Origin of the sequence: Paraburkholderia edwinii, from assembly GCF_019428685.1 — a bacterium.
Classification (GTDB): Bacteria; Pseudomonadota; Gammaproteobacteria; order Burkholderiales; family Burkholderiaceae; genus Paraburkholderia; species Paraburkholderia edwinii.
Genome location: NZ_CP080096.1, coordinates 2,688,811 through 2,711,368 on the forward strand (window position 1 = coordinate 2,688,811; position 22,558 = coordinate 2,711,368).

The window sequence follows — 22,558 nt, forward strand, 5'->3', positions numbered from 1 at the left end:
ACAAGCCCGCCCGCAAACGCATTCCCCACCCCACTCTCACCGGCAAACGATCCACAGCGGTCTCACGCGTCGTAGACGACATCGGCCACGAGCATATAACCCTCGTTGCGCACCGTGCGAATCAGCGCCGCGCGCCGCGCCGCATCTTTCAGATGATGACGCAGGCGGCTGATACAGACGTCGATCGACCGGTCGAGCGGCGTGTGCTCCTTGCCGAACACATGGTCGAGCAGGAATTCGCGCGATAGCGGCCGGTTCGGATGATCGAGCAGCGTGCGTAAGGTCCGGTAGTCCGAGCCGCCGAGCGATACGACAATGCCGTCCGGCGACAGCATCTGTTTCATGCGCGTATCGAGCCGCCAGCCCGCAAAGCCGACAAACGCGCTCGCGTCGGCAGTGCGCTGCGCGGGCGGCATGCCGCGCGCGCGGCGCAACACCACCTTGATCTTCGCGACCAGTTCGCGAGGATCGAACGGCTTCGGCAGATAGTCGTCGGCGCCCATTTCGAGGCCGAGAATGCGGTCGAGCAAGGCGCCGCGCGCGCTCAGGATGATGATCGGCACGTCGCGGTCGCGGCGCAGCTCGCGCGTGAGGTCGAGCCCGTCCTCGCCGTCCAGCATCAGATCGAGCACCACGAGATCGACGCGCGCGCCGCGCAGCACCTCTTTCATCTGCGCGCCGCCGCTCGCGATGCTGGCCTCGTAGCCCATGCCGCGCAGGTAGTCGTGCAGCAGTTGCCGGATATTCGGATCGTCGTCGACGACGAGTATGTGGTCCATCTGGAGCTCGAGCCTTTCGTTCCCGCTTGTTCCTGTTCGTTGCTGCCTGGTCCCGCCTGTTCCATTCACGTGCGTCGGGCAAACGCAAGCGCGTCAACACATTCCATTACAAAACTGCGCCGCCCCAACACATTGCCATTACATCGGGCCGCTAAAGTCCCGCCTCGCGACGTCTCAAATGGCAATCATTCTCATTAACGCGAACTATAGCATGGCGGTTTTCGGACAGACATGAAGCGCACACTCATCGTCGCGGCGTGCACGGCGGCTTTTGCCTGCGACGCGCACGCGCAATCGTTGGTCACGCTGTATGGCCTGATCGACGCGGGCATTTTTTATACGAATAACGTCAAAGGCCACAGCGCGTGGCAGGAATCGAGCGGCGACGTAACGGGCAGCCACTGGGGGCTGCTCGGACGCGAAGATCTCGGCGGCGGCACGAAGGCGATATTCGAAATCGAGAACGGCTTCAGCGTGACCAACGGCACGCTGCGCCAAGGCGGGCGCCTGTTCGGCTATCAGGCGTATACGGGGCTGTCGAACACGCGCCTCGGCACCGTCACGCTCGGGCGCCAGTACGATTCGGTCGTCGATTATCTGGCGGCGCTTAGCTTCACGGGCATACATCCGGGCGGCAACAACCTCAGCGCGCATCCGTACGACAACGACAACCTGAACAACTCGTTTCGTGTGAACAACTCGATCAAGTACGCGAGCGTGAACTATTCGGGCCTGAAGTTCGGCGCGCTGTACGGCTTCTCGAACGACCCGGGCTTCGACAATAACCGGCTCTACAGCTTCGGCGCATCGTACGACGCGGGGCCGCTCACGATCGGCGCCGGGTATTTCCAGGCGAACAACGGCGGCGGCAGCAACACGAACGGCGCGCTGACGTCGACCGATCGCACGTTTATCGCAGCGCTGCAGCGTACCTACGGTGCGGGCGCCGCCTATGCGTTCGGACCGGCGCGCGTCGGCCTCGTGTGGACGCGCACGCAGCTGGGCGGGCTCGAAACGATCAACGGCCCGAATAACCTCGGGCTCATGCAGAACGGCCAGGGCGCGAGCTTCGCGAACTACGAGGCGAACGCGAGCTACTTCGTGACGCCGACCTTCAGCGTGAGCGGCGAGTACACGTTCACCGACGGCGCGCTATCGACGGCAAGCGGGTCGCATCGTCCGAAGTGGCACGAGGTGTCGGTGCAGGCCGACTATCTGTTCTCGAAGCGCACCGACGTCTATCTGCAGACGAGTTATCAGCATATCGATAGCGACGGCTCGGGCCTCACCGCCGATATCGCGAGCCAGAGCCCTTCGTCGAACGATCAGCAATTGGTGGTGGCTGTCGGGCTGCGGCACCGGTTTTAGTTCTGCTCTTGGGCTTGATGCTTTGGGGTTTGATGCTTTCGGCCGCGATGCTTTTGGGCCCGCTTTTCCACCCGCTTTTGCGCTTGCTTCGCGGACCTCATTTTCTGCTCATTCTCGGCCAATACGATACGTCCCATAGAAGTGTTTCACCCCTCACTCACTGGAGACGATCATGTTTGCGCACCTTATCGAAACGATTGGCAGCTGGTTCGACCGCAATGAACAACGCCAGCTGAACCGCTATCTGGAAGGCTCGGCCGATCTCGCCGAAGTTGAGCGCCGTATGCGCTCGTACAACTCGCGCGAGTTCGCGAGCAACCTGTAAAAAGCGAGCCGCGCGGCGCCGATGTGCCGCTTCCTGGCTCGCTTCAACGACGCGCCGGCCGCCGGCCGGCGAAACGTCGGAGGCTGTCATGACCTACATCTTTATGCTCATGGATCTGCTTGCGCCCCGCTATCCGGGAATGGATATGCCGCTCGATAGCGACTACTCATACGAAGCGCGTCACGCCGAATACGAACGGCAGCATGCGTTCGGCATTCATTCCGCGTGGCATCGGAGCTGACCGGCCGCGTATAGCGTGACATGCGCGACATGCGCGAATTGCCTGGCGAGCGCGGCGGCACGGTAAGCGTGCCGCCGCGCTCGCCTTCCATGTCGCCGCATTGCCCTGCACGGTATGCGCACGAGCTTCGTGCGCATCGATCGCGCGTTCCGTATTTCGTTTAGTTCTTCAGATCGTCAGGCACTTTGCCGCCGTTTTCGGCGAGCTTCGTCATCACCTGCTTGTGCAGCCAGACATTCATCGACGCCGAATCGTTCGTGTCGCCGGTGAAATGCAATTCTCCCGCCAGCTCCTTGCGCGCATTCAGGCTGCTGTCGAGGTTGAGCAGCTTCATCAGATCGACAATCGAGGTACGCCAGTTCAGCGTTTCCGAGCGTTGTGCGGCGAGCCCGCTCAGCACCGCTTCGACATCGACAGGCTGCGCGGCCGCGGCCGGCGCTGCTGCCGATGCGCCGCTCGCGGCGGCGGTAGCGGCCTGAGCCGGCGCCGCAGCGTTTGCAGGATCAGCGGTGTTTTGCGTGGCAGGATGACCGATCGGGAAGATCTTGCTGAGGATCGTGCCGAAAATACTCATGACGTTTCTCCGCTAAATAAGGGGGGTTGCTGAAGCGCCCCGGGTGCGAGGGCGCTGCCTGCGCGAGCAGCGAGTGCGATACGGCGACCGCCGCCTCACTGCACCGATTGGGCGGGGCCGAATCTAGCATAGTCAAAGAATGCGCCGTACCGAAAAACACGCCGCACACAACTCACCATCGACTGAAAAATTGCACACGTTCAGCTGAGGTTTTGCGATGCGTTTTGCTGCCTCGCAAGCCTCGTACCGCTTTGCCGTATACAATGCGGCAGCCTTTTAATCCGCTCAGCATTTATCCGACTCCGCTTATGCCCAATCCGACCCGGGCCTTCCTGCTCGGCCCGCTTCTGAAAGGTGTTTCGCGTTCGTTCTATCTGACCTTGAACGTGCTGCCGGCCGGCATGCGCGATCCGATCGGTCTCGCCTATCTGCTTGCGCGCGCTGCCGATACGATTGCGGACACCTCGATCGTGCCGCCGGCCGAACGGCTCTCGCTGCTGCTGTCGCTGCGCGCCGCGGTGAACGGCGCCTCGGACGAAGGCGCGCAATTGCAGCGCGTGGCCGCGCAGGTCGCCGCGCAACAAACGCAATCGGACGAACGCGTGCTGCTCGAATCGCTCGAGCCCGCGCTCGCGATCCTGCCGCAATTGAGCGACGACGATCGCCGCGCGGTTCGCGAAATCGTCACGACGCTCACGCAAGGCATGGAATTCGATCTGCGCACTTTCCCCGACGAACAGTCGGGCGATATCGTCGCGCTGCGCGAATGGGAAGAACTGGACCGCTATACGTATATGGTGGCCGGCTGCGTCGGCGAATTCTGGACGAAGATGACGTACGCGCATCAGCCCGGCACACTCCGCGAGGCGCCCGATGTGATGATCGAGCGCGGTGTGCGCTTCGGCAAGGCGCTGCAAATGACGAATGTGCTGCGCGATTGCAGCAAGGATCTGCGCATCGGCCGCTGCTATCTGCCATCGACGCTGCTCGAGCGCCATCACCTCGCGCCGCGCGATCTGCTCGAGCCCGGCGCTTCGTTGCGCGCGCAACCGTTGATGCACGAACTGCTCGGCAAGACGCTCGACAACTACCGCGCAGCCGTCGACTACACGCTCGCCATTCCTGCGCGCGCGGTCCGCTTGCGGCTCGCCTGTGTCTGGCCGATTCTGATCGGCCTCGAGACGCTCGAACTGCTCGTGGCGAACCCGGCCTGGCTCGAACCGGGCCGCGCGTCGAAGATCAAGCGTGGCGACGTGTACCGGATTCTCGCGCTATCGATCCCGGCGGTCATGTCGAATACGCTGCTGCGCAGCTGGATGCAGCGGTTGATTGCGCGTGTCGATGTGCAAAGACGCGCTTGATATCGACCCGTATCGATACCGATATCGAGGCCTGAAACGATGCGGGCCTGCAATCCAATAGCAGGCCCGCATCGGTACGACGTTTAAAGTTTAAAGCGCGTGTTTGCTCAACGGCTCGTTGGCGCGAGCCGTCCACCTGCTCAAGCGGCCTCTTCCTCGCGCGAATCGCCGCTCACCTCGCGCAGGGTTTTGTCCGACTCCGGCATCTTCCCTTCCGGCCGGTGCACGTCGTGCGTGATGAAGCCGATGTCGCGGCTCGGCACGTCGAACCATTCGCGATGCGAAAACGAATCGCGAATGTCTTCGAGCCCGCTGTCCCAGTGCTCGTTCATCGTGTCGATGCTGAACTCGTAGTCCTTGTAGTGCCCTTCGTACGACTTGTTCTTGTAGATCAGGTGCACGACATTGATCGCACTGCCGTCGGCGAGCTTCTGCGCATGCCGGAACAGCGGATCGGCCTTGACCACCGAACTCGGCACGTGCTTGAGCAGTTCCTTGATGAAGCACGCATTGCGCTGGCGCTCCGCGAGCATATTCGTGACCGCGCGCGTGCGGCTCGAATACTGGATGTCTTTCGCACGTTCCGACACGTCGAGAAAATCGCCGGGAAGATTGCCTTGCGCGCTCCACAAATCGACCTGAAAAACGAGCGTATCTTTCTGGTCCGCGTCGCGCAGCACTTCGGTAAGCGGCGTGTTCGATACGAGGCCGCCGTCCCAGTAGAACTCGCCGTCGATCTCGACCGCCGGAAAGCCCGGCGGCAACGCGCCCGACGCCATGAAATGCTCAGGCGTCAGACGCGTCTTGCGATTGACGAAGCTCGTCAGATTGCCGGTGCGCACATTGACCGCGCCGACCGACACGCAAATACCGCCGTCGTTGATGCGGTCGAAATCGGCAAAGGCTAGCAAGGTCTCCTTCAATGCCGCGGTGTCGTAGTAGCTGACCTCGCTCGGGCTCACTTTCGAGAAACCCGCGAGCGGCAATGGAAAGCGCGGCGCGAAGAAGCCTGGCTGCCCTTCGGTCAGCGCACGCCCGGCCGCAAACATGCTCGCCCATCTGCGCGCCAGATCGTGCTGCTCGAGCCCGGGCAAAGCCCATGCGCTCAGGTTGCTGAGCCAGCCGCGCTGATGGCAGATCGCATTCCAGAACCCGCGCAGCGCTTCAACGCGCTTCTCGGGCGGATTGCCCGCGATAATCGCCGTGTTCAGCGCGCCGATCGATACGCCCGCAATGCGATGCGGCTCGACGCCCGCTTCGGCCAGGCCTTCGTAAACGCCCGCCTGATACGAACCGAGCGCGCCGCCGCCTTGCAGCACGAGCGCGATTTCGTCATAGCGCGGCAGCACGAACGCCTCCGGCTGCCGTGCCGGTTTGTTGGTGTTGCTGCTCATGCGTGCGCCTCCGTTACTGCATGTACCAGCCGTGGCTAACGACGATCGATTGCCCCGTCAATGCCGCCGATTCGAAGCCCGCGAGAAACGCCACGGTATTCGCGACGTCGTCGACGGTGGTGAATTCGCCGTCGACCGTATCGCCGAGCATCACGTGCTTGATCACTTCCTGTTCGGAAATGCCGAGCTCTTTCGCCTGCTCGGGAATCTGCTTGTCGACGAGCGGCGTGCGCACGAAACCCGGGCACACGACGTTGGCGCGCACGCCGCGCGGACCGCCCTCTTTCGCGACCACGCGCGCGAGACCGAGCAGGCCGTGCTTCGCGGTGACGTAGGCGGACTTCAGCTTCGATGCCTCATGCGAGTGCACGGAGCCCATATAAATGATCGAGCCGCCGCGGCCGCTATCGTACATATGGCGGATCGCCGCTTTCGTGGTGAGAAACGCGCCATCGAGGTGCACGGCGAGCATCTTCTTCCAGTCGGCAAACGCGTAGTTTTCGATCGGGTTCACGATCTGGATGCCCGCGTTCGACACGAGCACATCGATGCTGCCGAATTTTTCAACCGCCGCGTCGATGCCGCGATTGACCGCGTCTTCGTCGATCACGTTCATTTCGACTGCGAACGCACTGCCGCCGCCGTCGTTGATGCTGGCCGCAACCTGTTGTGCATTTTTCAGCGAAAGATCGGCGATCACGACTTTCGCGCCCTGCGCAGCGAGCTTGCGCGCGCATTGTTCGCCGATACCGCTTGCCGCGCCAGTGACGACGGCGACCTTGTTGTTCAACGTCATATCAGGATTCCTTAGGCAGAAGCTGGAAAATGAGTACGGGCGCGCCCATCGATTTATTGGTTCGCCGCGGGCTTGAGCGTATCGACGGCCGCGAGATAGTCGAATGCGACTTCGCCGATATCGAGCGTGAGATCCGCGATGAAATGCCGCGCGCCGATCACGCGCCGCACCGGCAGGTCCGCAACCGGCGCGAGCGCGTGCGGATGCAGTTCGAGCGCGGCCGGGCCGCTCCATGCGCCAAGCACCGTCACATCGCGCAGGAAGAAGCGCACGAGTTCGCAGACACGCGCGGTGCCGTCCACGTGCGGAATAACCTTCAGCACATAGTTCGGCGTCTCCGCGAGCTTGCAGCGCTCGGCCTCGGCGTCGCAGAAGTTGTGCTTGTAGCCCATCGTGCCCGTGGCGATGCGCTGGGTGCCGTAATCGACCGTGCCGAGCAGCGTATCGTTGCCGTCCACCGAAATACGCGGACGGGCGAGCTTTTTCGGAAAGCCCCAGATCTCGCGGCCGCCCGCGATCGGGCTTTCGTCGTCGAGATACATCGCGTGCGTGTAGTTGCCGATTCTGCCTTGCGGATCGCGCACCGCGATCACCTGGCCGCTTTCGGTGTAATCGCCGAAACCCGACGAATCGGGCATGCGAATAAATTCGTAATGGACAATTCCGTCGGCCGGTTTCAGCGGCTCGGGAACAGCAGCGCGCAGCGCTTCAGGGTCCGTTTCATATGAAATGACGAAGTACTCGCGATTGCGATAGCGATACGGCGGGCGCGGATACGACGGGTTATGAACAGGCATCGCAAAGGCGCTTTTGCGAATCGAATCGATGTCCATGAAGTCCTCTCCTTGTGGGTTTGGCGTGCGTGGGCACATCCGGCATCGTAAAGGAACGTAACGACTTACTGTTCACGCTTTGCAAAAAAATACATTGATGCTTTTGCAACATTAGCGGTTCGATTTCACACTTCAATGTAAGGTCGATGTGTTAACGACATATGTCCGCACCGGTTCGGCATCGGTTTCCTTAGGCACTTTGGACGAAACTTACCTCATGCGGATTAACGAGGTAACGCCTTGGGAGGAGTCATGCTTTCGCGACGCATTCATTGAGGAACGCCAACATCATAGTGTCATGATCGATGTTCAATACTGACGAGTCGCGCATCGAGCAGACGCGCGAGCGAGGTGCCGCCTTCGCGCATGACGAAGTCGTGATTCCACCGGAACAGCGGTTTCGCCAGCGGCGCGAACAGGTTCATCCAGCCACGCCTCGTCTGCACACGCCATTCGTAGCGCACCACCGCGATGCTGCCGCGCTCGCTCGAGAAGCGCCAGCAGCCTATGCCTTCCAGATCGCCGCTCGCGATGCCTTCGAGCGCGACGAGCGGCTCGATACGCGTGACGCGCACGTCGAACACGACGCGATACGGCAGCCGCCCCTTCCACGTGTAGCGTTGCAGCGCGCCGATGCCGTCGCTCGACCCGGCTTCGAGTTCGGCCACCTGTTCGACGTTTTTCCACCACTCCGGCCAACGTGCCGAATCGTGAATTGCATTCCACACTGCCTCGAGCGGCGCTTCGAGACGCCAGACTGTCGATAGCCGGTACTCGCTCGCTTGCATGCCGCCCTCACGGTTGCAGATCAATCGCGGTTAATTGCACTCAATCATTGCACATGCCACCAGCGCGGCAGCAAGCGCCGTACGTCAGCCCGCCGGTAGCGGTCGTCGATCAGATGCACGACACCGATGTCATGCTCAGTGCGAATCACCCGGCCCGCGGCCTGCACGACTTTCTGCAAGCCCGGATACAGATACACATAGTCGTAGCCGTTGCCGAATTGCGCATGCATTGTACGGCGCATCTGCTCGTTGACATCGTTGATCTGCGGCAAACCGAGCGTTGCAATAAACGCACCGATCAGCTGCTCGCCGGCAAGATCGATGCCTTCCGCGAACGCGCCCCCAAGCACCGCAAAGCCGACGCCGCATGTCGAGGTCCGGAAGCGCGCCACGAATGCGTCGCGCGCCGCTTCGTCCATGCCGGGCTCCTGCGCCCAGATCGGCACATGCGGATGTTGCGCGCGCAACGATGCGACAACGCGCTGCAGATAGTCGAAGCTGCTCAGGAAGCCGAGGTAATTGCCGGGTCGCGTCTCGTACTGACGCGCAATCAGTTCGACGATCGGTGCGATCGAATCTTCGCGATCGCGCCAGCGCGTCGATACGTGAGACGCGACGTGCACGGTCAGCTGCTCAGCCCTGAACGGACCTTCGATGTCGAGCCAGCCCGTGCTTTCAGGAAGCCCGAGTGTGTCGCGGTAATAGTGCTGCGGGCCTAGCGTGCCCGAGAACATGACGGTCGTGCGCGCGGCAGCGTGACGCGAGGCGAGAAACGGCGCGGGAATCACGTTGCGCACGCATAGCGATGTCGCGGGTTTGGCACGCGAACTTTCGATGCGTGCCGGCGTGGACAGCGTCGCGTCGCACAGCGAGTGGTCGCCGAATTCTTCGGCAAGCGACATGAAATGCAAGGCGTCGAAGTAGAAGCGCAGCAATGCTTCATCCGCACCGAACGGTGTTTCGGATAGCTGATCCGTAATCGCTGAAATCAGATTTTGCGTCGCCGATTGCAGACGTACCGGGATTTCGCTCAGCACTTCGTAGCGCGTCGTGCGTTCGCGCGTCAAGGCGTTCCATTCGCGGTTCAGCCGGTCGAATGGCTTGCGCAGCGACGCCGGCGCGGCGTGGCGCGCGGCTTTGAACGCGTGCTGATCGAGCGTCGCGGTATACATGCGGCGTGCGCGGTCCGGCAGATTGTGCGCTTCGTCGACGAGCACGGCGATACGCCACTGGTTCAACTGCGTCAGTGCATAGAGCAGCGCGCCGCTGTCGTAGTAGTAGTTGTAGTCGCCGATCACGACGTCGCACCAGCGGGCGAGTTCCTGCGCGAGATAGTACGGGCAGACGTCGTGCGCGAGCGCGGCGGTGCGCACGACGTCGCGCGAGAGGCGCGTCGAGCGCAGTGCGGTGTCGCGCGCGGACCCAACACGGTCGTAGAAGCCGCGTGCGAGCGGGCACGATTCGCCGTCGCAGGAATTGCCGGGATGCTCGCAGGCTTTGTCGCGTGCGACGAGTTCGAGCACGCGCAACGGGAATCTGTGTTTCGGCGTGCCGTGGACTTCGTCGGCATCAAAGGCCGAGACGGAAGCGGCATGCGCGCAATGGCTCGTGTCGTCGCCGGCGTCGTTCGTGGCGACCTTCGCAGCGCCCTCCCCGCACGCACGCTCAAGCATATCGAGCGCATCGAACGCAAGCGCGCGTCCCGGCGTTTTCGCGGTCAGGAAGAACACGCGATCGATATGATCTTCCGCGCATGCCTTCAGCAAAGGGAAAATCGTGCCGAGCGTCTTGCCGATGCCGGTCGGCGCCTGCGCGAGCAGCGCGCGGCCATCGCGCGCCGCACGGTAGACGGCGACCGACAGCTCGCGCTGGCCGCTGCGAAATGCGCCGTACGGAAACCTGAGTTCGCTGAGAAACGCATTGCGTGCGGCGCGATGGGCTGCTTCGCGTTCGGCCCACGCGATAAAGCGCTCGCATTGCTGCTCGAAGAACGTGCGTAACGCGGTTGCGGTATGACGCTCGGTCAAAAGCGTCTCTTTCTGGCTCCCGATATCGAAGTACACGAGCGCGATGTCGAGTTCCGCGAACGCGCGCGCCTCGCATAGCAAATGCCCGTAAATCAGCGCCTGCGCCCAATGCAACGCGCGATGGTTTTCGCGCATGCGTTCGAGGTCGCCACGATACGTCTTGATCTCTTCGAGCCGGTTGCGCGCGGCATCGTAACCGTCGGCGCGGCCGCGCACCGTGAGGCCACGATAGACGCCGCTCAACGTGAGTTCGGTTTCGTAGCCGCTATCGCGCCGGCCGGCGACCACGCCGTGCCCTGCGATGCCTTCGGCCGCGCTCGGCGCCGGCGTGAAACGCAGGTCGAGATCACCGCGCTTCGCGGTGAACTCGCATAGCGTGCGGACGGCGACCACGTAGTTCATGTGGCCGTCTCCGTTGCGCGGGCGATGCCGTCATCGGCGGGTGCGCCGGGGGCGCCGGGTTCATCATTAGCATCACCGGCATCAGCATCGGCATCGCCGTCGACGCTATCGGCCCATCGCACATCGAGCACACGCACCGGAATGCCGTGCTGCACGCAATACGCAAGCCAACGGATCTGATTGTCCTGCAGCCGGTCGCCGGGCCCTTTTACCTCGATCAGCTCATAACGCCGCTCATGCGGCCAGAAGCGGATCAGATCGGGCAAGCCTGAACGATTGCCGCGAACATCACGCAGCAGCCGCTCGCAAAACAGTTTCAGATGCGCGGCCGGCACGCAGTCGAGCGCAAGATTGAGCAACTCGGGCGTCAGCAGGTTCCAGAACACGAACGGCGATTGCCGCCCCGCTTTGCTTTCGAAATGGCGCAGTATCGTTGCGCGATAGCGGGAACTGGCATCGTCGTCGAGTTGGGCAAGGCACGCGTCGAATAGCGCGGCGCGCTTTGCGTAAAAGTCCGGCGCGTGCAGATCGGCGGGGCCGCGTTGAAACGGATGAAAGAACGCGCCGGGCAGCGCCGCGAACACCGGCTCCCAGCACAGCAGGCCGAACAGCGAATTGATCAGCGCGTTTTCGACGTAGTACACCGGCGCATCGTGCTCGCTCAGATGGTCGAGCACGACGTATTCGACCGAGGTCGGCTCAGCAGGCCGCGCGAGCGTCAGCACGCTGCGTTCGACTGTATGCGCCGATGCCGCAGCACCCGCCGCGCCGCGCGCGGCACGCGGCACTGACCGTGACGAGCGCGTCGATATACCCGCCTGCCGCTGCAGCCGCGGCAGCATCCGCGCGACGCGCTGGCTTTCTTCTTCGCTCTCCGGCTCGCTTGCGGCTCGCAGCGCGAGCGTCAGCGCGTCTTGCACGCGGCCGGCCAGTTCAAGCACACGTATGTGCCGGTGGCGCGCCCCGGGCCATACGCAACGCGCGTACAGGTGAGTCGCTGTATCCCATTGGCGGCGACGTTCCGCCCAATAGCCGATGCGATAGAAAAGCTTTTCACGCCGCGTTGCGAGCCATGCGTTGTCTGTCTCGATCTCGTCAATTGTGCGCAGCAGTGCATCACATAGCGTTTCGATTGAAGCGTCGTGTTCGCTCGGGGCGAGCGTTTCGAGCGCGTAAAGCGTCTCGCCGCATGCATGCAGCGCGAGATAAATCTCGACATCGTCGCGCTTCTGAAACGCCCGCGACGACGGCGCAAACGCAACCGGCTCGTATTGATACACGCCAAGGTCGGCCAGCACGAACTCGGTCCAGTCCTGCTGCAGATTGCCGAAAAACATCAGCCTGAAACGCTCGCACAGTGGCGCAATGCTCACCTGCAATACACGCTCTGCCGCTTGCGTGCGCCATTCGGTATAGGTGCGCGCATCGGCATACGCATCGCGCAGCAGCGCGAGCCATTCGTGCTTGCGCGCGGATTTCGCACCGGCCAGTTCGGCCGGAAAGCACGCAAGCAATTCCGCGCGCGTCGTTAATTCGAAGAGTTCGTCGAGGGTCAGCGGCGCATTCGCGTCGACCCAGCCCGCCGCGATAAGCGGCCCGGCGGCCGCGTGCGGGCAACCGATCTCGAGATACTCAAGACGGCTCGTGCGAAAAAGCGTGCCTTTGCGCATCAGCATGCGCGTGAGCAATGCGCGCGACGCTTCAGGCATACGTGCAAAGCCATGCAGAAACGCGCGCTCGGCGTCGTCGAGCAGATCGGCGTAACGCGTGGCGAGCCAGTCGAGCGCACGTTCGAAATTGCGCAGGTAATAGAGCGGATCTGGAGTGTCGTTCGGCACGGCGCTAACGGACAGTGGGCGTGAAAGCCTCGGGCAAATGAGCGAGACAGACGAACTGTATATTTATACAGCCCTCATGGCAATGTGCACGATTTACCAGTCTGCGTGCTGCTGCAGGGAAACGGAATTCGCGAGACTGAAGCCGTTTCGTGAGATTGGAATAGTGGAGATTGTCAGACCGCCCGGATCGGGGCGGAGGCTCCAGGGGCCGGGAGGCGCGGGGCGAGACTGAACAAATCTATCTATCTTTCGCGGTAGCCAAAGCGCAACAGCCGCAATGCGTTCGCCGTCACAATAACGGTCGCGCCGGTATCGGCAAGAATGGCCATCCAGAGCGACGTCACGCCAAAGAGCGTCGTGCACAGGAACACCGCCTTGAGCCCGAGCGCGAACCCGATGTTCTGCCAGATATTCGCGAGCGTCGCTTTCGATCCGGCTATCAGCTCGGGGACACCCGTCAGTTCATCGCGCAGCAGCGCTGCCTCCGCCGTTTCCAGCGCAACGTCGGTCCCTCCGCCCATCGCGATGCCGACCGACGCCGCAGCAAGCGCGGGAGCGTCGTTGATGCCATCGCCCACCATCGCGACAGGCCCCTGCTCGCGTAGCGCCGCGATCTCCGTGAGCTTGGCGTCGGGCAGAAGGTCCGCAACCGGACGCACACCAAGCGCGTCACCGATCGCGTTTGCCGTGCGACGGTTATCGCCGGTCAGCATCACGGTGTCGATGCCCATCCGGTGCAGCGCCTCCACCGCGCGCTTCGCGTCGGATCGTGGCTCGTCGCGCAAAGCGATCAGCCCTTCGACCCGCTTGCCCGCAAGCACGACCACGACCGTCTTGCCCTGCTGTTCAAGCCCTTCCAACTGCGTAACGAGCGCCCCATCAAGGGCGGTCTGTTCGGCCACATAACGCGGCGAAGCCACCGATACGAAACCGCTCTTCAACCGCGCGGTGATCGCTTTGCCGGGAACCGTCAGCGCGGCCCCAAAGCTCGCCGGCAGTTCGAGGCCGCGCTGACGCGCAACTGCGACGATAGCCACGCCGAGCGGATGGCTCGCCTTGCATTCGACCGCAGCGGCCTTTGCCAGCAACTCGTCCTGTGTGCCCATGAGCGCAACGATGTCGGTCACTTCGGGACGGCCGGCCGTCAAGGTGCCGGTCTTGTCGAACGCGACCGTCCTGATGCGGCCGAGCGTTTCCAGCGCGGCGCCGCCCTTCACGAGCAAGCCGCGCCGTGCGAGTGCCGTGAGACCCGACGCAATTGCTGCAGGCGTCGAGATGACCAGCGCGCACGGACACGCGATCAGCAATGTCGCGAGGCCGCGGTAGATCCATGTGTCCCACGGCGCATGGAACACGAGCGGCGGCACGATCGCAACGAGCAGCGCAATGACCATCGCAGCCGGCGTATAGCGCCGACTGAAGCGGTCGATCAGGCGCGCGGTCGGCGCCTTCGATTCCTGCGCGGTTTCGACCATGTGAACAATCCGCGCGATCGTGTTGTCGGCGGCCGCGCGCTTCACATCGATGCGCAGCTCACCGTTCGTGCTAATACTGCCGGCATAAACGGCTGCCCCGACTGTCTTCGCGACGGGGACTGATTCACCGGTCACGGGCGATTCATCGATGTCCGCCGTGCCGCCGATCACATTGCCGTCCGCTGGAATGCGGTCGCCGAGCCGCACGATCACGATGTCGCCTATCGCGAGCGTATCGGCCGGCACGCGTTGCAACGTACCGTCGCGCTCGCGTAACGCATCGCGGGGAATCAATGCGACCAGCGTCTCGATTCCCGCACGCGCCTTGCCGGCCGCCACGCCTTCGAGCAATTCGCCAAGCGCAAACAGGAGAATCACTGCAGCGGCTTCTTCGGGGGCGCCGATCGATAGCGCGCCAAGCGCGGCGACCGACATCAGCGTTTCGATACTGAACGGCGTGCCGGACACGGCGCCGGCATATGCGCGTCGCGCGAACGGGACGATGGTGACGATGGCGGCGATCGACCAGGCCCACTGTGCGATGCCCGGTGCGAGATGCGCGACGAGCGCGGCACCGGCGAACAGTCCGCCAATAACCGCAACAAGCCGCGCCTTGCGCGCGCGCCACCACGACGAATGACCTGCTTCGGCGGGCGCTCCCGCACGAATCTGCTCCCGTGCGATGCCGCTGACCGGTGTGAAGCCAAGCGCGCGAACCTTCTCCTCGATCGCGGCGACAGACGTCCGGTTCTCATCAAATTTGAGGTTCAGGCTTTCCTGACCATAGCTGACGCTGATGTCCGATACACCGGGCAGCCGTTTCATCGCGTTTTCGATCTTCAGCGCACACGACGCACAGTCCATTCCTTCGATGCGCAGCTTCAGCGGAAGGGGGGCGTTCACCGTTTCGACCTCGACAGATTTCATCACGGTCACTACGATAGACCCTGTAGCTACTACAGGGTCAAGCGAATGGAACCTGCCACGCTGGCAATCGGCCAGCTTGCACGCGCAACGGGCACGAAGGTCGAAACGATCCGTTTCTACGAAAAGACCGGGCTGCTGCCGCAACCGGCCCGCACCGAAGGAAATTACCGTGCGTACACGAGCGAGCACCTTGGCCGTCTGAGCTTTATCCGCCGCGCGCGGGATCTGGGTTTCTCGCTCGATCAGGTTCGCGAGCTGCTCGAGCTGGCCGACGACCGCGACCGGCCATGCGGAGCCATCGACGCCATTGCGTCCGCACACCGTGCAGAGGTCGAGCGAAAGATTCGCGACCTGCAGGCGCTGAAGGCCGAACTCGACAGCCTGATCGATCAGTGCAGTTGTGGCACGGTCGCCGAGTGCCGCATTATTGAGGCGCTGTCGCCCAACGTCTAACAGCAGGGCACGTCGACGAAGCGCGACCGGGCGCTATAGCTGTCGTGGTCGTCCGGGTGCGCCGTTTCTACGTGGCTCGCCTTCTACGCTCTTCGCCGCTCGACGCGAAAACCGCATCTGATATTCACTGGGCAACATTCCGGTCTTGCGCTTGAATAACTGCCGGAATGTGCTGATATCGCCATAACCGACATGTTGGCTCACTGCCTCGAGCCCAATGGGCCGTGTTTCCAGCAGGCGCTTCGCGACCTCGATGCGCAGATTCTGCAGATACGTCAGCGGTGCGAGCCCAACCGCTTCCTTGAAACGGCGATTGAGTGTGCGTTCGCTGACTGCAAGCGATGCCGCGAGATCGCTCAACCGGAATCCGCGCTCCATCGTGGCCTGCATCTGTTGCTGGGCGCGCGCCACGAGCGTGTCGGTATGTCCATGTTCGTCGAGCAGCGTTGCAAAGGAAGCCTGCGAAGTCCGGTTCATATCGATCAGAAGCGCCTTCGCGGTGATCATGGCCAGCTCTTCGCCGGCGAACCTTTCGACGAGCCGCACCGCGAGATTCAGATACGACGTCACGGAACCGCCCGAGATGATGCGGTCTTGCGCGATCAGCAGTTCCTGTGCGCGAACTTCGACACGCGGATAGCGGCGCGCGAAGTCAGCGGCTCTCGACCAGTGCGTCGTTGCAGCACGGCCATCGAGCAGGCCGGCCTCCGCGAGCAGGTGATTGGCCGTGCAATACGCCGCGAGCACGGCGCCTGCCTTGCGTTGGCGCCGCAATGCGGAAGTCAGTTCGTTCAACTGCTCGCGGCGCTCCATGAACTCGTCGATGTTCGAAAAGAACGGTGCCGACAGCAGAACGGCATCCGTGCGTTTGCGCGGGTCGATCTTGCCATCGACGTCAACGGTCTGGCCCGACGCCGCCTTGACCGGTTGTCCGTCGAGGGATTCCACGCGCCACGCGAACACGGGCACGGACGTCGTGCCGGGCGGGGCCTTGCGCGCATGGAACTGATTGGCTGCGCTAAGGACGTCGATGGAGCCCGAGACGCCGGATGCAAGGATTCCGTCATAAACCCAGATGCGGACGATAGTCATGGCGTGTCTGAAATTCCACGAATAATGGCGATGCTGCCACTCCCGGCCGCTCAGGTAAACCCATACGATGGCCACATTCACTCAACTCGACACAGCCTCTGTGCTGGTCGCTTCTACCCGGAGGTCTCTATGGCGCACACCACTTCGCTGCCGGCCACGCCAACCACGAAGATACTGGCGATTGGCACTTTTCCGCCGGACACTGACATGCAACTTGTCCAACACATTCTTCCGACCGAAGTTCGCGAGACGGCGCAACTCTACCTCGAGGGCAAGCTTGACCAGTGGTATTCATTGCAAGACCGTGCCGGGGTAGCGTTTATCCTGAACGTTACAGACGTAAGCCAGGCGCATGAAATGCTTGAGGCACTTCCCTTGGGAAAAGCGCATCTGATGACATTCTCGCTCTTCCCGATAGGCCCGCTGAAGCCGTTGAGCAAGCTTGTGAATCCGCCCTCCCCGCAGTAAAGCGCGCTAGATCGTGCTGTGGGAACGATCGACAAAGTCTGATTTACCGTGGAAACAGCGGCACTAAGGAGTGCGGATATGATTGAGCCGGTCGACAGCCTGGAGATTGTAGTCATCGTCGATAACGTTACCGATAACCTTTCATCGAATCCAAAGTATGTGGAAACGGAGATTGCCGGAGCCTGGCGGCGCGGCATGAAACGGCTTGGCGGACAATGTCTTTGTTGTGCCGCTCACGGCTTGTCGTGCCTGATTACAGCGCGGATTGGCGTCAGGTCGCACACGCTTCTGTTTGATGCCGGACCTGACGAGTGGGTATTCGAACGTAACGTCGTCAGGCTCGGCCTCGACCTCGGCAAGGTCGGCGCGATGGCGCTTTCACACGGACATTGGGATCATGCAGCGGCCATGCCAAGGGCCCTGCAGATGATCACTTTGGCAAACGGTGGACAGCCTGTTCCGACCTATATGCATCCGGACATGTTCGCATCACGAGCGGTCAGGAATCCGCAGGGCCACATGATGCCGATGGAGGATATTCCGGGCGAGAAGGTGCTTGCCGGTAACGGCGCAGAACTCATTATGACGAGAGTTGAACAGGCGGCTCTATCGAAATCGTTCTACGTTAGCGGTGAAATCCCGCGCGTGACGCACTTCGAGCAAGGTATGCCCGGTCAGCACAGGCTTGGCCCTGACGGCGAATGGGAGTTGGACGAACGGGTGGTGGATGAGCGGTATGTTGCTGTCCATATCGCTAACAAGGGCTTGTTTGTATTGACAGCCTGTTCGCATGCAGGCCTGATCAACGTATTGACGCATGCAAGCAATCGCTTCCCTGATGTCCCGATTTATGGGGTGCTAGGCGGCTTCCATTTGTCAGGCGCCACGGAGAACATCATTCCAGACACGGTCGACGCGCTGGAACAGTTCAACCCTGGTCTGATCGCCGCCGCGCATTGCACTGGTTGGCGCGCAATAAGTGCACTGGCGACACGTTTCACGGATCGAGTCGTACTATCGGCGGTGGGAAAGCGTTTCTCACTTTGAACGATCGACGCAGGCGGAAGGCGAGGACACCGCCATCTACTAACCGCAGGTGATGACCTGTCTGGAATCAGAGGAAAAAATGGCAACTGGTACCGTGAAATGGTTTAACGACGCAAAGGGTTTTGGCTTCATCACACCGGACGACGGCGGCGAGGACCTCTTTGCACACTTCTCCGAAATCAAGGCTGAGGGCTTCAAGTCGCTGCAGGAAAATCAGAAGGTGACGTTTGACATCAAGCAAGGGCCGAAGGGAAAGCAGGCAGCCAACATTCGGCCAGTCTAGGCTTGTGAGAGGTCGCGAGGTGCCGCGACCATTCAGGAACATGTCATGGGATCCTTCCCGGCAGCGATGCGAGCAAGCAGCGCCCTTGCGCTTTTTGCACTATCTGGCTGCTACTACGTCGGCCCTGGCTACTATCCCTACGGCTATTACCCGTACGGCTACTATCCCGCTGTGCCTGCTTACGCCACCCAGCGCGAGGTCCCGGTTCAAGGCTCTGGCCTCGCTAACGGCGCCGACGCCCAGAACATCCCGCCGGCGTCACAGGGCGCCGCCGCGTACGTCTATCCGGCGCCTATGTACGTCGCGCCCGCCTACTATCCACCCTACTACGCACCCTACTACCCTCCCTACTATGCGCCCTATCCATGGTATGGCTCGCCGGGCTGGTGGGGGCCGTCGGTGTCGTTCCGCTTCGGCTACTGGGGGCGGTGGTAACAGATACTGAGGCGGTCGTGGCGGACGGCGTGTGGCCAGATGTTGGACAAAGCGTGTCTTTCGTTCATCGCAACGCTACGCGCCAACCCTCACGCTCATTCCGCCGTCTGCCATCACGACTGATCCGACCATGAAACTGGCTCGCTCAGAGGCAAGGAATAGCACTACTTCCGCGATTTCTTCCGGATTGGCTGCCCGGCCGATCGGCGCGCCTTCTCCGTGCGTCGCTAACGCCGCGACGCCGTTGCCGTCGGGCGCCACCTTGTTGAGGATGTTGGTGAGCACGTCGCCCGAGCCAACGGCATTGACCCGGATGCCGTACTCGATCGCCTCCAGCGCAAGCGTTCGCGTCAACTGCGCAAGTGCCCCTTTCGATGCGGTATAAGCGGCAATCGTACGGAATGCAAAGTACGACGCATAAGAAGCCACGTTGACTATCGCACCGGAACGCTGCGGGATCATCGCTTTCATGGCTTCACGCGAGTGCAGGAAGGCGCCTGTCACGTTGACATTCATGATCCGCTCCCAGTCGTCGCGCGACATGTCCACCACACACTTATTGATGATGATTCCCGCATTGTTCACGAGCAGATCCAGCCGCGAAAACCGGTCAACGGCAAGCGCCACCGCTTTTTCCGCGCTGCCATCGGCGGAGATATCGGCGACAAGCGGCGCGACACGCGGTCCTGCCAGCGCTTCGACAGCAGGATCGATGTCCTCGGCCACCACATAGGCGCCACATGCCACGAGCAGGTCCGTGATTGCGCGTCCAATGCCGCTAGCCGCGCCCGTGACGATCGCGACTTTGCCTTCAACCTCATTGATATCTTGCATGTTCGTTTCCTTAAAAGTCGATTCACCGAGCCACCTGAAGATCGGTTCGAAAGCGTGGAAACAAATGTACCTGCCGGGCTTCAGACGAGCCATGGCAGCGGTTCTCAGACCCTTGCCTATAAGTATCAAACGAACACACCGGCCCCGCATATCGAATATATTGGCGATCGTCAGTCAACACCGTGGGAGGCAGGATGCCAGGGCGGCAGAGTCGAATCGTCAAGCTGATCGAGCGGCTTGCGCCCAACGAGGGGTATACGGCATCGATGCTGGACGGTGTCAGCTTTGTTCGTGCAAACCGCTCACTCGGCCGCACGCCTGTCTTGTACGAACCGAGCATCGTTCTCGTCTGCCAGGGACGCAAGCGCGGATTCCTTGGCGATGAGATCTTTCTCTACGACACGAATCACTATCTGGTGCTGTCGGTGCCATTGCCGTTTTCCACGGAAACTGAAGCAACGCCTGAGGAGCCTTTTCTCGCCGTCACTCTTCGCCTCGACGCGAGCGTCACCGCAGATCTGGTGCTCAGCGTGGATAGGCCCTGCAGGAAAGCCCCCGTTACGCCGCGAGGGATCTATTCCACCCCGTTAAACGATCGGCTTTCGAACACGCTGCTTCGTCTTCTGGAGGCGCTTGGCTCGCCGCTGGAGGCGCGGATTGTCGCGCCGCTCGTGGTGCACGAGATCTTCTTCCTGGTGCTGACGGGCGAGCAAGGCGATGCCATGCGTGCGTCGCTCGCGACGACCGGTTATTTCTCGCAGATCGCGCGGGCGCTGCGCCGCATCCACAGCGATTACGACAAGCGTATCGACGTCGATAGTTTGAGCAACGAAATCGGCATGAGCGTGCCGACGTTTCACCGCCATTTCAAGGCTGTGACCCACACGACGCCGATGCAATATCTGAAGTCGACGCGACTGCACCAGGCGCGCCTGTTGATGATCCGCACTGGGTTGACGGCCGCCGCCGCGTCCGCGACGGTCGGCTACGAAAGCCCTTCGCAATTCAGCCGGGAATTCAAGCGAGCATTCGGCCGGTCGCCGACAGAAGAAGTCGACCAGATGAAGATGGCGTTCAGCTGGTCCGCATCGACGCTCGAAGCTGAGCCTCAATGACAACCGCTGCGTCGGTGCAACCGAACCGCAGCGGAGACAAAACGATTAACCGGCTGGGACCGCCTTAGCGAGGTCCGCCGGCGTTGGGGAGTTCCAGCAGCGTCTTGAAGCCGCCCCAAAACATGCGCATCCCATCGAAAGGGAGGTTTTTTTGATCCATCATGTCCTTGAGGCGCGGGTCCTCCATCACCTTGGCGTTGACGCTATCGCGGTGTTCCCGTGAGTTGTAAAGAATCCAGGAAAACACGACGATTTCATCATCTTTGAGCTGCACGCTCTGCGGAAACGACGTGACCTTGCCGGGTTTTACGTCGTCCGCGACGCATTCCCAGTATTGAAGCGCGCCATGCTCCAGCCAGACCTCGCCGGCTCGCTCTGCGATACGCCGATAGTCATCGAGCCTATCGATTGGAACGGGTACAACAAATCCGTCAACGTAGTGTGTCATTTGCGCCTCCTGTGTCAACGCGGCTGGCCTGCACAAAGAATGATGTGAGAACCCGCCATGTCGTCCGGAGTTTGATCCTGAATGTCGCTCCGGGTTGCAGCGGCTTGCAGGGTCCTCTGACACGACGACGATCCGGGATACTTGAAATCGACACGGCCTCCATTAATTCGCTTCGCTATCGGGCGATACCTTCACATCGATTCGGGTTGTCGAACGCTGGTCAACGACAGGAACGGTTTCGTGAAGAGCAGAAGCTGGACGGTCGCTGCGAATGCAATCGGCCAGGTTTTCTCAGTGCGGTGATTGCAGCCACGCAATGAAGTCCATCATGTGACGCGGTTTATCGACATCCAGCGGCACCAGTGCGTAGTACTTCGATCCCTTCGACAAACGATCCGCAAACGGCGTCTCGATCCGCCCCGCCTCACGATCCGCGTCGAGCGTCGGAAACGGGCCAACGCCGACGCCCAACCCATCGACCACCGCCTGCAACGTCACGAAAAAATGATCGAAGCGCAGCGCGCGATTCGCTCGCAGCGTCGGCTGATCGGCAGCTTCGAGCCACGCTTCCCAATCGCCGGGGCGCGTTTCGCTGGTGAGCCACGTCTGCTCCGCCAATTGTTCGATGCGCACAAGCGGCGTACGCGCCAGCAGTGCCGGACTCGCGATCACCGTGTTCATCTCTTCGAGCAACAGCCAGCTCTGGAATTGGCCGGCTGGCGGCACGTGGCGGCGAATGGCGAGATCGAAACTGCCGCGCAGTTCCGGTTCCGTTGACATCGCTGTCGACACACGAACGTCGACGTCCGGATGCACGCGCGTAAAACCCGCGAGACGCGGGATCAGCCAGCGCATCGCGACCGTCGCCGACGCGCTCACGCGAATGACCTTGGTCTGCTGCGCCCGGCCGTAACGCTCGGCGGCATCGGCGACGTGATCGAAGGCCGCGCTGATCTCGCGGGCGAACGCGCGTGCGTGCGGCGTCGCCACCATGCTCTGGCCGTCGCGCGTGAAAAGCGGCTGGCCGAGCCAGTCTTCGAGGATGCCGATATGCCGGCTGATAGCGCCGTGCGTCAGATTCAGCTCGCGCGCGGCGGCGGAATAACTGCCCGCGCGTGCTGCAACTTCGAACACCCGCAACGCGTTTAGCGGCGGCAGCTTCTGTCTCATGGCGTCACCCGACCCGTCAGCTTTTTTAACAGTATTGGCGCAATTTTATCGATTGTGTGAGCAGATTACGCCTATTACGCTGGAA

At 61.8% G+C, this 22,558-nt stretch carries 23 protein-coding genes; 10 read left to right on the forward strand and 13 right to left on the reverse strand.

Features of this window, described 5'->3' with window-relative positions; all coding sequences use genetic code 11:
- Positions 1 to 62: 62 nt before the first annotated feature.
- Positions 63 to 779, reverse strand: a complete 717-nt coding sequence (locus tag KZJ38_RS33420; protein ID WP_219801296.1) for a response regulator — start codon at positions 777 to 779, stop codon at positions 63 to 65.
- A gap of 231 nt (positions 780 to 1,010) precedes the next feature.
- Here KZJ38_RS33420 and KZJ38_RS33425 point away from each other — a divergent pair, with 231 nt between their 5' ends.
- The 3 genes from KZJ38_RS33425 (at position 1,011) to KZJ38_RS33435 (ending at position 2,713) form a co-directional block, all read left to right on the forward strand.
- Positions 1,011 to 2,147: a porin gene (locus tag KZJ38_RS33425; protein WP_219801297.1), complete on the forward strand. Its 1,137-nt coding sequence runs from the start codon at positions 1,011 to 1,013 to the stop codon at positions 2,145 to 2,147.
- 172 nt (positions 2,148 to 2,319) lie between these two features.
- Positions 2,320 to 2,472, forward strand: coding sequence for a DUF3563 domain-containing protein (locus tag KZJ38_RS33430; protein ID WP_219801298.1), 153 nt, complete (start codon positions 2,320 to 2,322; stop codon positions 2,470 to 2,472).
- Positions 2,473 to 2,560: 88 nt separating this feature from the next.
- Positions 2,561 to 2,713, forward strand: coding sequence for a hypothetical protein (locus tag KZJ38_RS33435; protein WP_219801299.1), 153 nt, complete (start codon positions 2,561 to 2,563; stop codon positions 2,711 to 2,713).
- 160 nt (positions 2,714 to 2,873) lie between these two features.
- Here the strand turns inward: KZJ38_RS33435 and KZJ38_RS33440 are convergent, their stop codons facing one another.
- A complete protein-coding gene (locus KZJ38_RS33440; protein WP_219801300.1) occupies positions 2,874 to 3,287 on the reverse strand; it encodes a DUF3597 domain-containing protein in 414 nt (137 codons plus the stop codon).
- Between the two features lie 308 nt (positions 3,288 to 3,595).
- On the opposite strand from KZJ38_RS33440, the gene KZJ38_RS33445 reads away from it, so the two are divergent.
- Positions 3,596 to 4,648, forward strand: coding sequence for a phytoene/squalene synthase family protein (locus KZJ38_RS33445; RefSeq protein ID WP_219801301.1), 1,053 nt, complete (start codon positions 3,596 to 3,598; stop codon positions 4,646 to 4,648).
- Positions 4,649 to 4,788: 140 nt separating this feature from the next.
- Here the strand turns inward: KZJ38_RS33445 and KZJ38_RS33450 are convergent, their stop codons facing one another.
- The 7 genes from KZJ38_RS33450 to KZJ38_RS33485 all read right to left on the reverse strand — a co-directional run bounded on the left by KZJ38_RS33450 (position 4,789) and on the right by KZJ38_RS33485 (position 15,104).
- Positions 4,789 to 6,042: a DUF3734 domain-containing protein gene (locus KZJ38_RS33450; protein WP_219801302.1), complete on the reverse strand. Its 1,254-nt coding sequence runs from the start codon at positions 6,040 to 6,042 to the stop codon at positions 4,789 to 4,791.
- Between the two features lie 13 nt (positions 6,043 to 6,055).
- Positions 6,056 to 6,838, reverse strand: coding sequence for a 3-hydroxybutyrate dehydrogenase (locus KZJ38_RS33455; RefSeq protein WP_219801303.1), 783 nt, complete (start codon positions 6,836 to 6,838; stop codon positions 6,056 to 6,058).
- A 53-nt stretch (positions 6,839 to 6,891) separates the two neighbouring features.
- Positions 6,892 to 7,671 (reverse strand): acetoacetate decarboxylase, encoded by a 780-nt coding sequence (locus tag KZJ38_RS33460; RefSeq protein WP_219801304.1) that lies wholly within the window; start codon positions 7,669 to 7,671, stop codon positions 6,892 to 6,894.
- A 296-nt stretch (positions 7,672 to 7,967) separates the two neighbouring features.
- Positions 7,968 to 8,459, reverse strand: coding sequence for an SRPBCC family protein (locus tag KZJ38_RS33465; RefSeq protein WP_219801305.1), 492 nt, complete (start codon positions 8,457 to 8,459; stop codon positions 7,968 to 7,970).
- Between the two features lie 44 nt (positions 8,460 to 8,503).
- A complete protein-coding gene (locus KZJ38_RS33470; RefSeq protein WP_246641903.1) occupies positions 8,504 to 10,888 on the reverse strand; it encodes an ATP-dependent DNA helicase in 2,385 nt (794 codons plus the stop codon).
- The gene (locus tag KZJ38_RS33480; protein ID WP_219801306.1) at positions 10,885 to 12,726 is read right to left on the reverse strand and encodes a VRR-NUC domain-containing protein; all 1,842 of its coding nucleotides are present in this window, start codon (positions 12,724 to 12,726) and stop codon (positions 10,885 to 10,887) included. The genes KZJ38_RS33470 and KZJ38_RS33480 overlap by 4 nt, the downstream gene beginning before the upstream one ends.
- 242 nt (positions 12,727 to 12,968) lie before the next feature.
- Positions 12,969 to 15,104 carry a heavy metal translocating P-type ATPase gene (locus KZJ38_RS33485; protein WP_246641904.1) on the reverse strand — a complete coding sequence of 712 codons (2,136 nt, stop codon included), beginning with the start codon at positions 15,102 to 15,104 and terminating at the stop codon, positions 12,969 to 12,971.
- Between the two features lie 69 nt (positions 15,105 to 15,173).
- Between KZJ38_RS33485 and KZJ38_RS33490 the strand changes: the two genes are divergently transcribed.
- The gene (locus KZJ38_RS33490) at positions 15,174 to 15,581 is read left to right on the forward strand and encodes a MerR family transcriptional regulator (protein WP_219801307.1); all 408 of its coding nucleotides are present in this window, start codon (positions 15,174 to 15,176) and stop codon (positions 15,579 to 15,581) included.
- Positions 15,582 to 15,614: 33 nt separating this feature from the next.
- Here KZJ38_RS33490 and KZJ38_RS33495 read toward each other — a convergent pair whose 3' ends face one another.
- Positions 15,615 to 16,673 (reverse strand): GlxA family transcriptional regulator, encoded by a 1,059-nt coding sequence (locus tag KZJ38_RS33495; RefSeq protein WP_219801308.1) that lies wholly within the window; start codon positions 16,671 to 16,673, stop codon positions 15,615 to 15,617.
- Between the two features lie 129 nt (positions 16,674 to 16,802).
- On the opposite strand from KZJ38_RS33495, the gene KZJ38_RS33500 reads away from it, so the two are divergent.
- The 4 genes from KZJ38_RS33500 (at position 16,803) to KZJ38_RS33515 (ending at position 18,906) form a co-directional block, all read left to right on the forward strand.
- Positions 16,803 to 17,141 carry a hypothetical protein gene (locus tag KZJ38_RS33500; protein ID WP_219801309.1) on the forward strand — a complete coding sequence of 113 codons (339 nt, stop codon included), beginning with the start codon at positions 16,803 to 16,805 and terminating at the stop codon, positions 17,139 to 17,141.
- A 78-nt stretch (positions 17,142 to 17,219) separates the two neighbouring features.
- Positions 17,220 to 18,188, forward strand: coding sequence for an MBL fold metallo-hydrolase (locus KZJ38_RS33505; protein ID WP_219801310.1), 969 nt, complete (start codon positions 17,220 to 17,222; stop codon positions 18,186 to 18,188).
- A gap of 79 nt (positions 18,189 to 18,267) precedes the next feature.
- Positions 18,268 to 18,471, forward strand: a complete 204-nt coding sequence (locus KZJ38_RS33510) for a cold-shock protein (protein ID WP_219801311.1) — start codon at positions 18,268 to 18,270, stop codon at positions 18,469 to 18,471.
- Between the two features lie 45 nt (positions 18,472 to 18,516).
- The gene (locus KZJ38_RS33515) at positions 18,517 to 18,906 is read left to right on the forward strand and encodes a hypothetical protein (RefSeq protein ID WP_246641905.1); all 390 of its coding nucleotides are present in this window, start codon (positions 18,517 to 18,519) and stop codon (positions 18,904 to 18,906) included.
- Between the two features lie 75 nt (positions 18,907 to 18,981).
- Here KZJ38_RS33515 and KZJ38_RS33520 read toward each other — a convergent pair whose 3' ends face one another.
- Positions 18,982 to 19,740, reverse strand: a complete 759-nt coding sequence (locus KZJ38_RS33520; protein WP_246642097.1) for an SDR family NAD(P)-dependent oxidoreductase — start codon at positions 19,738 to 19,740, stop codon at positions 18,982 to 18,984.
- Positions 19,741 to 19,934: 194 nt separating this feature from the next.
- Here KZJ38_RS33520 and KZJ38_RS33525 point away from each other — a divergent pair, with 194 nt between their 5' ends.
- Positions 19,935 to 20,855 carry an AraC family transcriptional regulator gene (locus KZJ38_RS33525; protein ID WP_219801312.1) on the forward strand — a complete coding sequence of 307 codons (921 nt, stop codon included), beginning with the start codon at positions 19,935 to 19,937 and terminating at the stop codon, positions 20,853 to 20,855.
- A gap of 64 nt (positions 20,856 to 20,919) precedes the next feature.
- Here the strand turns inward: KZJ38_RS33525 and KZJ38_RS33530 are convergent, their stop codons facing one another.
- Complete coding sequence (locus KZJ38_RS33530) at positions 20,920 to 21,303, reverse strand: DUF1428 domain-containing protein (protein WP_219801313.1); 384 nt, start codon at positions 21,301 to 21,303, stop codon at positions 20,920 to 20,922.
- A gap of 291 nt (positions 21,304 to 21,594) precedes the next feature.
- On the reverse strand, positions 21,595 to 22,473 hold the full coding sequence (locus tag KZJ38_RS33535; RefSeq protein ID WP_219801314.1) for a LysR substrate-binding domain-containing protein: 879 nt from the start codon (positions 22,471 to 22,473) through the stop codon (positions 21,595 to 21,597).
- Positions 22,474 to 22,558 lie beyond the last annotated feature (85 nt).

Excerpts from the sequence above, each read along its gene's own strand:
- KZJ38_RS33420 (WP_219801296.1), bottom strand. The coding sequence starts at position 779 with ATGGACCACATACTCGTCGTCGACGACGATCCGAATATCCGGCAACTG.
- KZJ38_RS33425 (WP_219801297.1), top strand. The coding sequence starts at position 1,011 with ATGAAGCGCACACTCATCGTCGCGGCGTGCACGGCGGCTTTTGCCTGC.
- KZJ38_RS33430 (WP_219801298.1), top strand. The coding sequence starts at position 2,320 with ATGTTTGCGCACCTTATCGAAACGATTGGCAGCTGGTTCGACCGCAAT.
- KZJ38_RS33435 (WP_219801299.1), top strand. The coding sequence starts at position 2,561 with ATGACCTACATCTTTATGCTCATGGATCTGCTTGCGCCCCGCTATCCG.
- KZJ38_RS33440 (WP_219801300.1), bottom strand. The coding sequence starts at position 3,287 with ATGAGTATTTTCGGCACGATCCTCAGCAAGATCTTCCCGATCGGTCAT.
- KZJ38_RS33445 (WP_219801301.1), top strand. The coding sequence starts at position 3,596 with ATGCCCAATCCGACCCGGGCCTTCCTGCTCGGCCCGCTTCTGAAAGGT.
- KZJ38_RS33450 (WP_219801302.1), bottom strand. The coding sequence starts at position 6,042 with ATGAGCAGCAACACCAACAAACCGGCACGGCAGCCGGAGGCGTTCGTG.
- KZJ38_RS33455 (WP_219801303.1), bottom strand. The coding sequence starts at position 6,838 with ATGACGTTGAACAACAAGGTCGCCGTCGTCACTGGCGCGGCAAGCGGT.
- KZJ38_RS33460 (WP_219801304.1), bottom strand. The coding sequence starts at position 7,671 with ATGGACATCGATTCGATTCGCAAAAGCGCCTTTGCGATGCCTGTTCAT.
- KZJ38_RS33465 (WP_219801305.1), bottom strand. The coding sequence starts at position 8,459 with ATGCAAGCGAGCGAGTACCGGCTATCGACAGTCTGGCGTCTCGAAGCG.
- KZJ38_RS33470 (WP_246641903.1), bottom strand. The coding sequence starts at position 10,888 with ATGAACTACGTGGTCGCCGTCCGCACGCTATGCGAGTTCACCGCGAAG.
- KZJ38_RS33490 (WP_219801307.1), top strand. The coding sequence starts at position 15,174 with ATGGAACCTGCCACGCTGGCAATCGGCCAGCTTGCACGCGCAACGGGC.
- KZJ38_RS33495 (WP_219801308.1), bottom strand. The coding sequence starts at position 16,673 with ATGACTATCGTCCGCATCTGGGTTTATGACGGAATCCTTGCATCCGGC.
- KZJ38_RS33500 (WP_219801309.1), top strand. The coding sequence starts at position 16,803 with ATGGCGCACACCACTTCGCTGCCGGCCACGCCAACCACGAAGATACTG.
- KZJ38_RS33505 (WP_219801310.1), top strand. The coding sequence starts at position 17,220 with ATGATTGAGCCGGTCGACAGCCTGGAGATTGTAGTCATCGTCGATAAC.
- KZJ38_RS33510 (WP_219801311.1), top strand. The coding sequence starts at position 18,268 with ATGGCAACTGGTACCGTGAAATGGTTTAACGACGCAAAGGGTTTTGGC.
- KZJ38_RS33515 (WP_246641905.1), top strand. The coding sequence starts at position 18,517 with ATGGGATCCTTCCCGGCAGCGATGCGAGCAAGCAGCGCCCTTGCGCTT.
- KZJ38_RS33520 (WP_246642097.1), bottom strand. The coding sequence starts at position 19,740 with ATGCAAGATATCAATGAGGTTGAAGGCAAAGTCGCGATCGTCACGGGC.
- KZJ38_RS33525 (WP_219801312.1), top strand. The coding sequence starts at position 19,935 with ATGCCAGGGCGGCAGAGTCGAATCGTCAAGCTGATCGAGCGGCTTGCG.
- KZJ38_RS33530 (WP_219801313.1), bottom strand. The coding sequence starts at position 21,303 with ATGACACACTACGTTGACGGATTTGTTGTACCCGTTCCAATCGATAGG.
- KZJ38_RS33535 (WP_219801314.1), bottom strand. The coding sequence starts at position 22,473 with ATGAGACAGAAGCTGCCGCCGCTAAACGCGTTGCGGGTGTTCGAAGTT.